Source organism: Clostridium tagluense, assembly GCF_003865095.1.
GTDB classification, from domain to species: Bacteria; Bacillota; Clostridia; order Clostridiales; family Clostridiaceae; genus Clostridium_AD; species Clostridium_AD tagluense.
In genome coordinates, this window is the sequence record NZ_BHYK01000003.1 from 188,778 (window position 1) to 204,909 (window position 16,132).

A 16,132-nucleotide genomic window follows, 5' to 3' on the forward strand; every position below is an offset into this window, starting at 1 on the left:
ATTCAATGGCACATCTTTTTATGCCAACATTTCTATTATATAGTTTTTCTACACTTATTGATATAATTTACTTAAAATAAATTAAGGGAAGGGTAATTACCCCACCCTTAATTTAATGGTTTTGCTGTTTATTTATCTTCTTCTACTTTAAAATCAGCATCCACTACATTGTCATCATGAGCAGCATTTCCGCCCATGTTGCCTGGTTCTTGATCTTGTGCTCCTTGACCCTGAGCTTGCTCTGCTTCTGCTTGATATATTTTTGTAGTTACTGCATAGAAAGCCTCAGTTAGCTCTTCAGTAGATTTCTTTATAGCTTCTGTGTCTTCTCCATCTTTAACTTTTTTAAGTGCTTCTAATTTCTCTCCAATAACTTTTTTATCTTCTTCTGAAACTTTTTCTCCTAGATCAGTTAAACTTTTTTCAGTTTGATATACTAACTGCTCTGCATTATTTTTAATCTCAATTGCTTCTTTTCTTGATTTATCTTCTTCAGCAAATTTTTCTGCTTCTTTTACTGCTGCATCAATTTCAGAATCACTTAAATTAGTTGATGCTGTAATTGTTATTTTAGCTTCTTTTCCTGTTCCTTTATCTTTAGCTGATACATTAACTATACCATTAGCATCTATATCAAAAGTAACTTCTATTTGTGGAATTCCTCTTGGTGCTGCTGCTATTCCAGAAAGAGTAACTCTTCCTAAAGATTTATTTCCTGCAGCCATTTGTCTTTCACCTTGAACAATGTTAATTTCAACTGATGTTTGACCATCTGCTGCTGTTGAGAATACTTGACTCTTTTTAGCAGGAATTGTAGTATTTCTTTCAATTAAAGGAGTAGCTATTCCACCTAATGTTTCAATTCCTAGTGTTAATGGAGTTACGTCAAGAAGTAACACATCTTTAACTTCTCCACTTAATACTCCCGCTTGGATTGCTGCACCTAGGGCAACACATTCATCAGGATTTACTCCCTTTGAAGGTTCTTTTCCTGTAAAGTTTTTAACTGCATCTACAACTGCTGGTGTTCTTGTTGAACCACCTACAAGCACAACTTTATCTATTTCGCTAAGTGATAAACCTGCATCTGCAAGAGCTTTTTTCATTGGCTCTATTGTACCATCAACTAAATCTTGAGTTAATTCATTAAATTTAGCTCTTGTTAAATTCATCTCTATATGCTTTGGACCTGTTGCATCTGCAGTAATAAAGGGTAAGTTAATTGTTGTTTGTGTTGATGATGACAATTCGATTTTTGCTTTTTCAGCAGCTTCTTTTAATCTTTGAAGTGCCATTTTATCATTTCTTAAATCTATTGCATTATCAGCTTTAAAAGTTTCAGCTATATAATTTACTACCTTTTGGTCAAAATCATCTCCACCAAGTTTAGTATTACCATTAGTTGATTTAACTTCAAATAAACCATCACCAAGTTCTAATATAGATACATCAAATGTACCGCCACCTAAATCATATACTAATATTTTCTGATTAACATCCATTTTATCTAAACCATAAGCAAGAGCTGCTGCAGTTGGCTCATTTATTATTCTCTTAACTTCAAGTCCAGCTATTTTTCCTGCGTCTTTTGTTGCTTGTCTTTGACTATCATTGAAATATGCTGGTACAGTTATTACAGCTTCAGTAACTGCTTCTCCTAAATAAGCTTCCGCATCAGCTTTGATTTTTTGAAGAACATAAGCTGAAATCTCTTGTGGTGTATGTGATTTTCCATCAACATCTATTTTATGATCAGTACCCATTTCTCTTTTAATTGACATTATTGTTCTATCTGGATTTGTAATTGCTTGTCTTTTAGCTACTTGACCTACTAGTCTTTCTCCATTAGCTTGAAATGAAACTACAGATGGTGTAGTTCTTGCACCTTCTGAATTAGAAATTACAACTGGTTCTCCACCCTCCATTACTGCTACACATGAATTTGTTGTACCTAAATCTATTCCTATAATTTTTCCCATTATTATTTCCTCCTTGTATTCCTTTTAGTTTATAGCATTATAACTGCTAATTTTTTATATCTTTTATAATATAAAGCTTTAATTTGCAACTTTAACCATACTATGCCTTAATACCTTGTTTGCTCTTTTATACCCCTTTTGAAATACTTCAACTATTTGGTTAGTCCCATACTGTTCATCTTCAATATGCATCACTGCATTGTGAAAATTCGGGTCAAACTCTCCTTCTGGGGGTAATTCTTCAACTCCTAATTTACTAAAAGCATCATTGAATTGTCTTACTGTCATTTCTACACCTGTTCTCAGATCCTCGCCACATCCTTCAACAGAAAGTGCTCTTTCTAAGTTATCAAGTACTGGTAGAACTTCTTTTAAAACATCTGTGCAGGCATCAGTGTATATGCCTTCTTTCTCTTTAACTGTTCTTTTTCTAAAATTCTCATATTCAGCCATTGTTCTCAAAAACTTATCTTTAAAATCAATAATCTCATTCTCGAGTTTTGTGTTTTCTTCTTGTAGTTTTTTCATCTTTTTATTCATATCTTTTTCTTTTTCACTTTCTAGAAGTTCTATAGGTTCTACTTCTTCTACTATTTCAGCTTCCTCTAATTCTTCTGTATTGCTTTGAGTTTCTTCAAGTTCAATTTCATCAGCTAAACTTGAATCCTCAAAAGGCATTTTTTCTTCTTTTAAAATCTTTTCGTTTTTACTATTATTTGTATGCACTCAACTACTCCTCCATTCCAGGCTCAAAGTAAATCTTTTAATTCAAATTTTTATCTATGATCGTCATAAATTTGAGCTATATTGTCATTTAATTCTTTAACTATTTCAGTTAAAACGGATATAACTTTTCCATAGGGTATTCTTGTTGGTCCTATAACACCAATAGATCCAAGCGGTGTTCCCGAGGCGCTATAAACTGCGGTTATAATACTGCATTCCCTAGCACACTCAACGAAATTTTCACCACCAATTTTAATTGTAATATTACCAGTAATGTCCTTAGCATTTAGTAAACTATTTATACTCTCTTTATTGTCTACTAAAATTAAAAATTCACGTGCTTTAACAATATCGTTGTATTCTGAGTAATTAAATATATTTGCAGCACCCTGAATATATATTTCTGAAGTTTCGACTCCAGACAAACTATCATATAAAGCTGGAATAATACCATCAAAAATTTCTTCATAGGAAGCTAAATTGCTTTTTAAATTGTTAATGACTTCTAAATTTATTTGTTCAATTGTAAGCTTACCTAATCTAAAATTAAGTATTTGGGTGAGTTTTTCTATAGTAGCACCATTAATAGGTTTACTAACCTTAATAACATTATTTTTGATTATACCGCTGTCAGTAATAATTACAAACAAGACACTTCCCGCATCTAGATTCATTAACTGAATATACTTTATACAACTCTTTTGAACAGAAGGTGCCTTAACTATAGATGTAAGATTTGTAAGATGCGAAAGCATTAGTGTTGCTTGTTTAACAATTTTATCAACCTCATATAGTGCAACATTAATAAGGTGATGCTTAATCATATATTGCTCCTCAGTTGATAATTCTGTAATTTGCATAAGCCTATCAACATATAACCTATACCCCTTATCCGATGGTTTCCTACCAGAGGAGGTATGGAGCTGCTCTATATATCCCATTTCTTCCAAATCTGACATTTCATTTCTTATAGTAGCTGAACTAATACCTAAATCATACTTTTTAGCTATGGTTCTGGACCCTACAGGCTCACCATTACTTATATAATCTGTAATTATAGCCTGAAGTATTTTAATTTTTCTTTCATCCATTTCCATAATATCACCTCTTTTATTAGCACTCACTACCATTGAGTGCTAACGAGTATGTATTAAAAATATCATTTACCACTGTATTTGTCAATAACGTTCAATTTTAAATATAGCCATTTTATACTCATTGCAAGGGTTTATATTTAATATGCTCCATTTTTCTTTGATTTCTAAGCAACTTCATAAAGTTTCCTATTTGATTTGAACTTATTTTTTTATTATAGCTCTGTTAATATAATTAATATTAAATATATGCAAGGCTATGATAGAAGAAATTCTGACATAATTACATTAGACACTTCAATACCTTCATATGTTAAAAAAATATTATCATCATTTTCCACCATAAACCCATTGCTTATATATTTATTTATTACCACCTCATAAACACTGTGTATATCAATATTAAATCTTTTTTGGAATTGACTTTTGCTTATGCCCATAATCTTTCTAAGCCCCATAAACATAAACTCTTCCATGTCGTCTTTAGTTGAATTTTTCTTTTTTTCTACTATTGCACTGCCGAAAGCATTTATTTTCTCAATATAAGCTTCTACATTTTCTTCATTTCTATACCTAAAACCATCAATATATGAATGAGAAGCAGACCCACAACCAATATACTCCTCCATTTCCCAATATACTAAATTATGCCTACAGGCCATTTTGTCTTTTGCAAAATTTGAAATTTCATATTGAACATACCCTTTTTCACTTAAATATTCTATTGTTTCATGGTACATAGCTCGATCTATTTCCTCATCAGGGAGATTTAATGTACCCTGATTAAATTTTTTATAAAAAGCAGTTCCCTCTTCTACTATTAAACTATAACAAGATAGATGTTCTGGCTTAAGCTTCGTAATATTTTTCAAAGTCTCTTGCCACTGCGAAAAGGTTTGGCTCGGCAAACCAAACATTAAATCTACATTAATGTTATTAAACCCTAGTTTCCTAGCCATTTCAAAACTTTGTTTAAAATCTTCTACAGTATGAATTCTCCCAAGGCTTTTTAAAAGTGAGTCTTGAAATGCTTGAAGCCCAATACTGAGCCTATTTACCCCCATTTTTTTAAAAAATTCTAATTTTTCCATTGTAAATGTTCCTGGATTTCCTTCCACCGTAAATTCCAACCCACCCGAAGTATCCAATCTATCAATGCTTTCTTTTATGATTTCCCAGCCCTCTAAAGATAAATAGGTGGGAGTACCCCCACCTATAAATATAGTTTTTATTTTTTTATTTTTTATACTACTTATTTCTTTTGCGAGAGCTGCGCAGTAATGGAGCATATTTTCCTCTTTACCTGCAAAAGACGGAAAATCACAATATAAACACTTTTGCTTGCAAAATGGAATATGTATATATAACGCCACATTTTTCATAGTTTAAGCCCTCTTTCCACTTTTAAAATTGAGAGTTGAGAGTTTTCTCTACCTCTCAACTCTCCATTATTTTAATTAATCTACCTTAAGTATAGCCATAAATGCTTCTTGTGGAACTTCTACACTTCCAACTTGTCTCATTCTCTTTTTACCTTCTTTTTGTTTTTCTAATAATTTTCTCTTTCTTGAAATATCTCCACCATAGCATTTAGCTAAAACATCTTTTCTCATTGCTTTTACAGTTTCTCTTGCAATTACCTTTGCGTTTATAGCTGCTTGTATTGGAATTTCGAACATTTGTCTTGGTATATGTTCTTTTAATTTTTCACACATAACTCGCCCTCTATGAGAAGCTGTTTCTTCAGGAACAATCATAGAAAGAGCATCAACCTTTTCTCCTTTAAGCAAAATATCCAATTTTACAAGGGTTGCCTTGGTGTATCCTTTTAATTCATAGTCAAAAGATGCATAGCCTTTTGTTCTTGATTTTAAGGCATCGAAAAAGTCATATACTATTTCATTAAGAGGCAATTCATAATTTACAACTACTCTAGTGGTTTCTATATAGTTCATATCAATGTATACGCCTCTTTTTTGTTGGCATAGCTCCATAACTGTTCCTAAATGCTCCGATGGTGTTATGATGGAAGCTTTAACTATTGGTTCTTCCATATAATTAATTTCTGTAGGCTCTGGAAGATTTGTAGGATTTGTTATTTCAATTAGATCCCCATTAGTTTTCATTACTTTATATATAACTGAAGGAGCTGTAGTAATAATATCTAAATTAAATTCTCTTTCAACTCTTTCTTGCACTATTTCCATATGCAAAAGACCTAAGAATCCACATCTAAATCCAAAACCTAAAGCAATAGAGGTCTCTGGTTCAAAACCTAAGGCTGCATCATTTAACTGAAGTTTTTCTAATGCTTCTTTTAATTCTCCATATCTAGAACCATCTACAGGATAGATACCACTAAATACCATGGGCACCGCTGGCCTATATCCCTTAAGTGGTTCTAGAGCTGGTCTTGCAGCTTCTGTTACCGTGTCCCCAACCCTAGCATCCCTAACATTTTTTATAGATGCAGTTATATATCCAACATCCCCAGCGCTTAGCTCAGTTACAGGCAGATAATTTGGAACGAAAACTCCAACTTCTACTACATCATAGACCTTGCTAGTATTCATTAGCTTAATCTTTGTCCCTTGTCTAATTTTACCATCTCTAACTCTTACATAGCATACAACACCCTTATAGCTATCATAAGAAGAATCAAAAATTAATGCCTTAAGTGGAGCCTGGGCGTCACCACTAGGTGGTGAAATCTTATTTACTACGGTTTCTAAAACATCCTCTATATTAAGTCCAGTCTTAGCTGAAATTAGCGGAGCATCCTGAGCTTCAATTCCGATAACATCCTCAATTTCCTTAATAACCTCTTCTGGTCTTGCACTAGGAAGGTCTATTTTATTAATAACTGGTGCAATATCAAGATTATTATCTAAGGCAAGATAACAGTTTGCCAAGGTCTGAGCTTGAATTCCTTGAGATGCATCCACTACAAGCACTGCTCCTTCACAAGCGGCTAAACTTCTTGAAACCTCATAATTAAAATCTACATGTCCTGGAGTGTCTATAAGATTTAATATATATTCTTCGCCATTATCCCTTTTATAAACAAGCCTAGCTGGTTGAGATTTTATAGTAATACCTCTTTCTCTTTCTAGGTCCATAGTATCAAGTACTTGTTCTTCCATTTCTCTTTTAGTTAAAGTACCCGTCTTTTCGAGTAGCCTATCCGCAAGAGTAGACTTGCCGTGATCTATATGTGCAACTATGGAAAAATTTCTTATGTATTTTTGTCTATCACTCTGCATTAATTTTTACCCCCGTTATTGTATATGAATTTAATTATTCTCTTTAGCATAACCTAACTATACTTTATATTCCACCTTTTATTATGCTGATCTGCCACAAAGTATATTAGTTTTTACAAAACAACTTAAATTATATCATAAATGTCTAGAGCTTTGTCAACACAAAGAACTTTTATAGGGGACTTATTTCACTGCTCGTGTTAATATTTGTATTATTTTGATATAACTTCATCATATACATCCCTACACTTTGCTTTCATATCATCCAAAACTTTATTATTTACATAAAAAGCATAGTCCTTTGTCTCTATTCTCAAATCAAAAGGTTTATATTTTAAATCTATTGTGAACTTTGATTTTTGTCTTTCACCTTTTGTCTTAGTTATATTAACTTTAATAAATCCATATGTAAATATAGAAAAACAAATAAAAATCACAAGAATATATTTAATTCTGCCTTTTTTACGCATAAAAAGTGCCTCCTAGGGTTCTAACAGATAGATAACAATTACTAATTATTATCTTCACCTTAATAAGGATGCACTTTTTAAAACATATTATTCACTTTTCCCATTTATTTGCTCTGCAATTATTCTTGCTAAATACTTACCAGTATTTTTTACCTCTCCAATAGTATTACTATCTGAGCCTACTTCAATTAGCAGAGCATTATCACTTCTATTCTGGTTATAGAAACTCATGCCGTAATCATAAGTACAGATTTCTTTGGGCTCTAAAAGACCTGGAAATAGTTTATTTGATGTTCCTATCATGGAATCTATTAATTTCTTTTGCTTTGCATATCTAGGGTTTTTCTGTGTCACCACAAACATAAATTTAGCAACTTCTTCCCCATTTAATTTAGTAGTTACTGCCTTTTTACTATCTCTATGTAAATCTATAATTAATTTAAAATCTCCATATTCCTTTAAATACTTATCTAAAGTAACTCCTGATTTTTTATAGGCCCCATAATAATCACCTTTATCATTCACAGTTTTATCATGTATAACCGCAATTCCATAATTCTTTTCTAGTTCCTCTTCTATTACATCTCCTACAGCCGTTACATTTTTTGTTCCATCTAAACTATCACTAACTTTGTTTGTATCCTTCTCTGAGGCTAAATAAGCTTCCGAGGTATGAGAATGATATATAAGCACTTCTGGCTTTGCATTATTTAGAGTTTTTTTCAATTTAGGATTATAAAGGTTTGCAATGACATTAGATTTTTGATTTGTAGCTTCAGCCTTACTTATTTGTTTTTCTCCTAAATTAAAGGGATTAAGAATAAATGTTTTTAAATTATTTACTTTATTGCTATTTTTTTTTGCATCCCCACTAGTTTCATTTTCGTTTAAATATGAAATTTCTCTTGTTATTATTGATATAGGATCCGAAATGTCTATCCCTAGAAATGATAGTGTTTGTAATTTTAAACTACTTTCACTTTTAGGAGACTGCTCCTGATTGCCTAGGGACTTAATTACAGATAATGTATTATCAATAACCTTAACATAAAAGTAATTCAAATAATTTCCTTCACTGTAGGCCAGAGCATTTTTAGGTAAAATGATTCCAAATAAAAAAATAATCAGTAATGTGAAAATACTAAAAACAATTCTCACATTACTATTGTTTTGAATAGTGTGTTTTGAAAAGTTCATTTTCATCCCCCCTGTTTTTACAATATATATGAGGGAATATAGAAATTTATTACTAGTTTAAGAACTTATTTATATCCTCCAGGTTTAGTGCTGGCTGCAAGGCTATATTAAGTCCGCTTGCAATGATTTTAGAAAGAGAATTTATAACCATATCAATTTCCTTTGGTGTAACTACAAGATTACCAACATATGGATTTAATATCTCAGTTATCATCTTTTGCTTTTCTTCCTTATCAATGGATTTAAGCATATTATAAAATTCTCCCCCTGAATTTGCGGTTCTAATCATCTCATCAAGTACTAAGTCAATGGTATCATTAGCTAGCGTTGCTGCATCCACTACTGTTGGAACCCCAATAGCTATAACTGGTACTCCAAGTGTTTGCTCATTTATTTGCATCCTCCGATTTCCTATTCCAGCTCCAGGAGAAATTCCAGAAGTCCCTATTTGTATTGTTCTATTTACCCTATCCATCTTCCTCGAAGCCAATGCATCAATGCAAATTACTAAATTAGGTTTAATTTTCTCAACCACACCTCTGATAATTTCGCCTGTTTCCATACCAGTTATCCCTAGCACCCCCGGCGATATAGCGCACACCGGCCTTATGCCTTCATCTATGGAATCTGGCACTAATTGTTTTAAATGCCTAGTGACCATTATTTTTGAAACAACTTTTGGACCTATAGCATCAGGAGTAACATTCCAATTACCAAGCCCAACCACAAGCGCCGTCATACTATCTTCGAGTTTTATTAAGGGCTTTAATACCTTTCCTATTACAACGCTTACCCTATCCATAGCCTCACCATCATAGTGAACAAATTCTGGGATATCAATAGTTATATATGTACCTTTTGGTTTTCCCATCATTTTTTCTCCAACATCGCTGACTATTTTTACATTAGTAATTTTAATATCACCCTCGCTATACTCTTCTACATCAACACCGCTAGTCTTACCATTACTCTGCGCACTGTATATCTCTTTAGCTTCCACCGCTAAGTCTGTTCTTATACTTATCATAATTTCACCTCAACTAAATTTTAATATTAGCTTTTCCTAATAGCCTTTTCCTATTCTTAAAAAGTATTTATTTAAATTTTACATTTCTATAAAATTTAAAATTATATTAAATCATCATCTGCGATGCTGCAATTAACGACTTCAGAAGGAGATTTAGACTACCACTGAAGTTTTCTTTTTGTTATAGTACATTACCCCCACTTATAAAAATAGGAGGCTTCCTTCTGAAATGTCGTTAAAATTTCTATATGTAGGATAAGTTTAACTTGAAGTGCTTTAATTTTAATGCTATAATATCAATTGTCTATTGTCTATTAAATAGACTCGTATGCAGTTTTCCCCAAAACTGCTGATACGGATTAAATACAAAGGGGGGTGAAAATGAATGGCAAATATTAAATCTGCAAAAAAGAGAATTAAAGTTACTGAGGTTAAGACATTGAGAAATACAATGATTAAATCAGCTTTAAAAACTAAGGTAAAGAAATTCGAAACAGCTGTCGTTACTGGCAACGTTGAAGAAGCTAAAACTACATATGCAAACGTGGTTAAAGCTTTAGATATGGCTGTAACAAAAGGAATTCTTCACATTAATAAAGCAGCAAGAAGAAAATCAAGACTCGCAGCGAAGTTAAACAACTTAAGTTTAACTGCATAATAAACAACCGGTGATGTCCACCGGTTTTTATTTTTTTTGCTACATAACAGTCTTTATCATAAAGACTTCCATATTTATCTTATTATCAGTAGAAGTGCTTTTCAATGTTTTTTCCGTATCAAGGCATAGCTCAATATTTCTCTTTAGCCCTTTTAAAGTAAATTTCATACTCTGTGATATCATTTTTTCACATATATAAGGATGAAGCCTTAACTCCCCCGCCAAAATTTCTTTTGTTTTCCCGCTTTCAATGCCTAATTTAATATTAAATAAAAGATTGAATTGCCTGGCTATCATAAATAGTATAAGCGGAATCTTCTCTCCCTTATATATAAGTTCATTTAAAATGTCTAAGGCTCTTTTAATATTTTTCTGAGACAGATAATCAACTAAATTAAAAATATCATTTTCACTTTTTTGAGGCATCATAGCCAAAATATCCTCTTTTGTAATGTCTCTTCCCTCTGCATAAGAAACTAATTTTTCTATTTCATTAACTACGATATCCATATTATTATCTACCTGACTACAAAATAGTGTAAGCTCAGCTTTCCCTATTTTACTACCTGCAGCTTGGAACAAATCCATACATTTTTTTTGGAGAACTTCACCCCTTAATTTATCAACTTTTATAACGCAGGCTTTTTTATCTAATTTTTTAATTTTAGCACTTGGTTTCTCTCTATCATTTGAAAACACATAATATATAATTAAAATGCAATGAGGTGCGGGATTGCTTAAATATTCATTTAGCAATTGGAAATTCTCACTTTTCAAATCCCCGGAAGTTTTACTCCCGCCACTATCACTTAAAAATGACGCTCTATATACCACCACTACTTTTTTATCACTCATAAAAGGCATGGTTTCACAAGATTCAATAATTGCCTCAAAATCAGCTTTGTTACCATCAAATTTCGAATAATTCAAATCCATAAAATCACTTTTCAGCACATTATCAGTTACAAATTTAACATGCTGCTTTATTAATTTTTCGTCCGATCCGCAAAATACATAACAATTATCTAATTCATGTTTCTTTAACTTTCTCTCTAAATCCGTAAAATTAATCAAAATATTTCCACCAACCCCTGTTAAAATTTTAAAACTTTGTTTCCTAGAATTATATGTTTATTTATTATTGTACCTTTAGGTGTATAAGTTTCATCCTTTTTTAATTTTATAATGCTTTTATATGCTGTAAATTCACTACCCCTATTATTAAAAGCTTCTAGATTAGATTTTATATTTGATTTTTCTAAAAAGCATACTTGTGCTTCTAATTTATTACCATGACTGATTAACCTAATAATAGCTTTACTAGAAAGGTTCATAGTTGAATCTCCTTTGTACCCCCGAAAAACACTATCTACTTTTACAGGCACTTTTAGATCCTTCACATTGATGTTACCTGTGGTCACTGCAATTGTATCACTTCTATATTGTATTAAAACTATATCATTATTATTTACACTTATATAGCTAATCTCTGGGAAAACTTTATAATTTTGATATGCAAAAACAAAAATAACACAAAGGGGAAGGTACTTAAATTGCTCATATCCACTTTTAATTCCAAGATAACACAGATATAACCCAAATACAACTAAACTCTCTATATAAGAAAAGTAAATTATTTCTGGTAATATTACACCTAAAATTTTTTGAATAAATTCTATAATTGTTAAAATGGTATACAGACCATAATTTATTAAATTGAACAATTCTTGAACACCGCTAAGGATAAGCCCTATATTTCCTAAAACCACAACTACGGTATAAAAAGGTAATAACAATAAATTGCTAAAGAGAAATCCGAAACTAAAAGTTTTTAATGTGAAAATTGCATAGGGCAGCGAAAATATTTGAGAACTTATACTTAAACTAAAAGATTCATTTAAAGCTTTGGGAAGCTTATATAGCACCTTTTTTATTTTCTTATTAAACAATATAATTCCAAGAACACAAAGAAAAGAAAGCATAAACCCAATATCAAGAATATAGAAAGGTCTAAACAACAATAGTATAATTGCAGCTAAGCTAACAGATGACAAGCTATCATATTTTTTATAAACTTTACTTGATATTTTTAATATAAAAATCATTATAAAAGCCCTTATAGTAGATGATTGCCCTCCTGTAAATATCATATATAAAAAAGAAAATAAAAGGGCAATTTTATAACCAATAATAATTTCCAATGCTTTATACACTATTGACATATGTAGTCCTGAAACGCTTATAACATGACTGATGCCTAATTTTTTAAAATCTTCCTTTTGCGTCTTTTCAATAAAACCACTGTCTCCAAAACATACAGCCATGACTAGTGCCGTTTTTTCTTTTCCAAGTACTTTAGAAAATTTTTGATATAAGTCTTTTCTGAAACTTTCAACCTTTGATATTAAATCCTCATCACATATTTTATAATCATTTACTATATATGTTCCAACTATACCTCTTTCATAAACTGGCATTTTCTTAAAATTACCAGTTATCCAAACATTTCTTCCCTCCGTTAATTCAAAGATATTACCCTCTAAAATAATTTTCTTGTTATTAGATTTTGCATAGCAAAAATAGTTACTTTTGTCTGAAATCCGAACTTTCACCTTTTGCGCATTTGGCAGGTTGATATTAAAATAAGAATAATAATTTATTGCAGAAGTAATAAAAAAACAAAGTATTAAATAATAAAATTTTTTATCTATAGTTAAATACATAACAGCTAAAAAAGATGCAGCTATAACTGCACCTAAAATAGGACTATTAATTAAAATTAAAAACGTAAAGCATCCCATAAAAATTGATACTGCATAATACACTAAAGGTCTAGCCATAATATACTGTCTTACTTGAAAATTTATTTGTTAAAAAGAACATATTAATTTGTTCCATCCTTTTCTATTTCTATTATAATCTCAACATTGTGGATATTAGGAATGGCATGAATCTGTTTTACATGAGGTATGCCCGTTTTATTTCTTATTTTAAAATAATTATAAGTAATTTCCTCCGCCGCTTTTTCCGATAAATTATTATAACTTATAAAATACTCTTCTTCTGGTATATCTAAAAAAATTGTATTACTTCCTATTATCTTTGTTTCAAATATATTTTCAAGCATTTTCACACCTCCACAATTTTATTTTATCCAACAAATATTAAAATTAATCAGGGTATTTTTGTTTATTTTTCATTTTTCCAGCTGTGTTTAAGTAAGAATATTAAAAATGTACATAAAAATAAATATAACCTGTAATAATATATTAATAAGTGACAAAACATAAGAAACTTTATTTTTCAAAAAATGTTTTTCATATATTAAGCTTATGGAAAATATGTTTTGGTATAAAACAAAAATAATAAAGCCTATGTGCACTGTGCTAATAGTTGTAAATTCCCCCATTAAGCCCAAAATTAAAAAATATGTACCACTAGTAATAAATGAATTTATTACAGCAACTCTTTTTATATATTTATAGTTAATATTTTTCATGTCTTGATTTGTATTCCTGTTTTGAAATAGAATTGACATTCCTGAGCAAGGTATAATTATAAAATTTAAATATAAAATTTCAATAAGTGTAAATGGCATTTCGCTTCTAGTAATTAAACAAACTAATATCATAAGGATTTCACTAAACCCTGCTACACTTACAAATAAACCCAATTCGTTTATATAGTTAATAATCTTTTTACTATATTGAACTAAATTAATTATTTCGCTTAAATCATTTTCTTGTAAAAATAAGCTTGATAATTTTCTTACTACCGTGCTACATTCATTTCCTGTTGAAATGGATATACGGGACTTATTAAGGTATTCCAAATCCGTTAACCTATCCCCTACCGAAGCTATAGAATGGCCTTTAGAATTTAGACAGTTCACAATCTCACTTTTATGTTTAGATAAAATTTTGGAGAAAATGCTAACGCCCTCAATATTTTTTTCAAATTCTTCTTTGTCCATATAATCTATTTCTACCCCGGATAAAACTTCCTCTTTTTTCTGTGTAAGACCTATTAGTTTTCCAAAAGCTAAGCAAGCTAGTTTATTATCCTCTTCATCTATAATAAGCTTAACATTTAAGTCCGCACAGTTTTTCACTGCTGCATATGAACTATCTTTTATAGGATTTTCAAAGCCCATTAGACCTACAAAAACTAAATTGCTTTCAATGTTTTCATCAATGCTAGGTTCATAATTGAAATTTCTATATCCAAATCCTATAACATTATAAGCACTATTAGACATACCTATATGAACATTTATAATTGCTTTAATATCAATTTCTTTAATTTCCTTTTCTACACCATTAATTAAAATATGCGTACACTTATTTAATAAACTATCAAGACCCCCTGATACATTAGCTCTATACCTATCCTCAATCTTATTCACAACAGTTTTTATCAACCTATCAGAATCATAAGGTATTTTAAAAACTCTTTCTTGTTTCATTTCTAATCTACTTTTTTCTGCCAATTCTTCATTACAAAATTTAAGAATTGCATATTCTGCTAAGTTCTCAATAGAATTATCATTTCCACTATAAGGTGCTCCACCACTTTCTAGTTTAGCATCATTGCAAAGTAATGCTATACTGATTATTCTTTCCATAGTGTCTTCCATAATAACACCTTGTTTTTCCACATCAACAAGCATATCGTCACAATACACTTGTCTAAAAACAAGTACATTCTCAGAAATACAACCAATCTTCTTTGTAAATATTGTAGTAATGTCCTTGATAAAATATATAGCAGAAATACTCTTTATGTACATATTTTTCTTCTTAAATCCACGGAATATAATATTAAAAAATAAAAATAATATTATAATATAAATTGGCGAATAAGATGTCATAAAAACATATATAAGAGTGTTTATAATTTCATGAATTGAAAATTTATTGTATAGGGTAAAAAGTAAAGTTATGGCAGCTACTATTATAGTAACTTGTGATACACTATTTGCAATTTTATTTAGTTTTTTAGTAAAAACCCTATTATCATTTTTATATTCCAGTAACGCACTTGCTATTTTACCAATTTGCGTATTCATACCCGTAGCAATAACTATACCTAGTCCAAATCCTTCAGTAACAATAGATGATTTAAAAACCATATTCTTTATTTGAGAAAGATTTATTACCCCTCCCTCTATTTTCATAGAGTACTTTTCCACTTCATGTTTTTCACCTGTTACAGCAACTTCACTCACCTTAAGATCTTCGCATTCTATTATTCTAATATCCGCTGCCACATAACTACCTTTTTCTAAATAAAACATATCGCCAACCACTATTTCTTCACAAGCTATTTTACATCTCTTTCCATCTCGCAGTACATAAGAAAAAGCTGTGTTTAAATTATCAATTGCCATTAAACTTTTTTCTTCACTGTAGTCTCCATTAATTAACATTGCAACACTTATTATCATTATTAAAGTTGCAAGACATGCTATAGCAGTTAACCCGTTGTAGAATAACATAGCTATAAAAGCGAAGGATATAATCATCCACAATTGTCTTATTTCTCCAAAAATTAAAGTTAAAAGGCTTTGAGTTTTTGGCTTTAATATAAGATTTTCGCCATGTTTTTCCCTCATATGTTTAATTTTGTTTTCATCTAGCCCTAACCTACTGTCTGAATCTAAAATTCTCACTACCTTTGTCATTGTGTTTCCATACCATTGTTTCATATTAGTCAACC

13 protein-coding genes are annotated in these 16,132 nt (G+C 30.7%); 1 reads left to right on the forward strand and 12 read right to left on the reverse strand.

Annotated features, from left to right (window positions below):
* Positions 1–128: 128 nt before the first annotated feature.
* The 8 genes from dnaK to gpr all read right to left on the reverse strand — a co-directional run bounded on the left by dnaK (position 129) and on the right by gpr (position 9,756).
* Positions 129–1,979: a molecular chaperone DnaK gene (gene dnaK, locus Ctaglu_RS03675; protein ID WP_124998182.1), complete on the reverse strand. Its 1,851-nt coding sequence runs from the start codon at positions 1,977–1,979 to the stop codon at positions 129–131.
* Between the two features lie 78 nt (positions 1,980–2,057).
* Positions 2,058–2,675, reverse strand: coding sequence for a nucleotide exchange factor GrpE (gene grpE, locus Ctaglu_RS03680; protein WP_373861657.1), 618 nt, complete (start codon positions 2,673–2,675; stop codon positions 2,058–2,060).
* Positions 2,676–2,755: 80 nt separating this feature from the next.
* A complete protein-coding gene (gene hrcA, locus Ctaglu_RS03685) occupies positions 2,756–3,802 on the reverse strand; it encodes a heat-inducible transcriptional repressor HrcA (protein ID WP_124998183.1) in 1,047 nt (348 codons plus the stop codon).
* A 254-nt stretch (positions 3,803–4,056) separates the two neighbouring features.
* Entirely contained in the window at positions 4,057–5,181 is a 1,125-nt protein-coding gene (hemW, locus tag Ctaglu_RS03690) for a radical SAM family heme chaperone HemW (RefSeq protein WP_124998184.1), read from the reverse strand.
* Between the two features lie 75 nt (positions 5,182–5,256).
* Positions 5,257–7,062 carry a translation elongation factor 4 gene (lepA, locus tag Ctaglu_RS03695; RefSeq protein ID WP_124998185.1) on the reverse strand — a complete coding sequence of 602 codons (1,806 nt, stop codon included), beginning with the start codon at positions 7,060–7,062 and terminating at the stop codon, positions 5,257–5,259.
* A 212-nt stretch (positions 7,063–7,274) separates the two neighbouring features.
* Entirely contained in the window at positions 7,275–7,532 is a 258-nt protein-coding gene (locus Ctaglu_RS03700; RefSeq protein ID WP_124998187.1) for a hypothetical protein, read from the reverse strand.
* 87 nt (positions 7,533–7,619) lie between these two features.
* Positions 7,620–8,729 carry a stage II sporulation protein P gene (locus Ctaglu_RS03705; RefSeq protein WP_185732582.1) on the reverse strand — a complete coding sequence of 370 codons (1,110 nt, stop codon included), beginning with the start codon at positions 8,727–8,729 and terminating at the stop codon, positions 7,620–7,622.
* A gap of 52 nt (positions 8,730–8,781) precedes the next feature.
* A complete protein-coding gene (gene gpr, locus Ctaglu_RS03710) occupies positions 8,782–9,756 on the reverse strand; it encodes a GPR endopeptidase (RefSeq protein ID WP_185732583.1) in 975 nt (324 codons plus the stop codon).
* A gap of 385 nt (positions 9,757–10,141) precedes the next feature.
* On the opposite strand from gpr, the gene rpsT reads away from it, so the two are divergent.
* A complete protein-coding gene (gene rpsT / locus Ctaglu_RS03715) occupies positions 10,142–10,414 on the forward strand; it encodes a 30S ribosomal protein S20 (RefSeq protein WP_124998191.1) in 273 nt (90 codons plus the stop codon).
* Positions 10,415–10,453: 39 nt separating this feature from the next.
* Here the strand turns inward: rpsT and holA are convergent, their stop codons facing one another.
* The 4 genes from holA to Ctaglu_RS03735 form a co-directional block, all read right to left on the reverse strand.
* Positions 10,454–11,488: a DNA polymerase III subunit delta gene (gene holA / locus Ctaglu_RS03720; protein WP_124998193.1), complete on the reverse strand. Its 1,035-nt coding sequence runs from the start codon at positions 11,486–11,488 to the stop codon at positions 10,454–10,456.
* Positions 11,489–11,508: 20 nt separating this feature from the next.
* The gene (locus Ctaglu_RS03725) at positions 11,509–13,254 is read right to left on the reverse strand and encodes a ComEC/Rec2 family competence protein (RefSeq protein WP_124998195.1); all 1,746 of its coding nucleotides are present in this window, start codon (positions 13,252–13,254) and stop codon (positions 11,509–11,511) included.
* Positions 13,255–13,298: 44 nt separating this feature from the next.
* Positions 13,299–13,541, reverse strand: a complete 243-nt coding sequence (locus Ctaglu_RS03730; protein ID WP_124998197.1) for a hypothetical protein — start codon at positions 13,539–13,541, stop codon at positions 13,299–13,301.
* A gap of 87 nt (positions 13,542–13,628) precedes the next feature.
* The gene (locus tag Ctaglu_RS03735; protein ID WP_185732584.1) at positions 13,629–16,121 is read right to left on the reverse strand and encodes a P-type ATPase actuator domain-containing protein; all 2,493 of its coding nucleotides are present in this window, start codon (positions 16,119–16,121) and stop codon (positions 13,629–13,631) included.
* Positions 16,122–16,132: the final 11 nt, after the last annotated feature.

Bases quoted from the DNA above. Each gene is read 5' to 3' on its own strand.
- hemW (WP_124998184.1), bottom strand. From the start codon at position 5,181: ATGAAAAATGTGGCGTTATATATACATATTCCATTTTGCAAGCAAAAG.
- gpr (WP_185732583.1), bottom strand. From the start codon at position 9,756: ATGATAAGTATAAGAACAGACTTAGCGGTGGAAGCTAAAGAGATATAC.
- Ctaglu_RS03735 (WP_185732584.1), bottom strand. From the start codon at position 16,121: ATGAAACAATGGTATGGAAACACAATGACAAAGGTAGTGAGAATTTTA.
- Ctaglu_RS03730 (WP_124998197.1), bottom strand. From the start codon at position 13,541: ATGCTTGAAAATATATTTGAAACAAAGATAATAGGAAGTAATACAATT.
- Ctaglu_RS03705 (WP_185732582.1), bottom strand. From the start codon at position 8,729: ATGAACTTTTCAAAACACACTATTCAAAACAATAGTAATGTGAGAATT.
- Ctaglu_RS03700 (WP_124998187.1), bottom strand. From the start codon at position 7,532: ATGCGTAAAAAAGGCAGAATTAAATATATTCTTGTGATTTTTATTTGT.
- rpsT (WP_124998191.1), top strand. From the start codon at position 10,142: ATGGCAAATATTAAATCTGCAAAAAAGAGAATTAAAGTTACTGAGGTT.
- hrcA (WP_124998183.1), bottom strand. From the start codon at position 3,802: ATGGAAATGGATGAAAGAAAAATTAAAATACTTCAGGCTATAATTACA.
- dnaK (WP_124998182.1), bottom strand. From the start codon at position 1,979: ATGGGAAAAATTATAGGAATAGATTTAGGTACAACAAATTCATGTGTA.
- lepA (WP_124998185.1), bottom strand. From the start codon at position 7,062: ATGCAGAGTGATAGACAAAAATACATAAGAAATTTTTCCATAGTTGCA.
- Ctaglu_RS03725 (WP_124998195.1), bottom strand. From the start codon at position 13,254: ATGGCTAGACCTTTAGTGTATTATGCAGTATCAATTTTTATGGGATGC.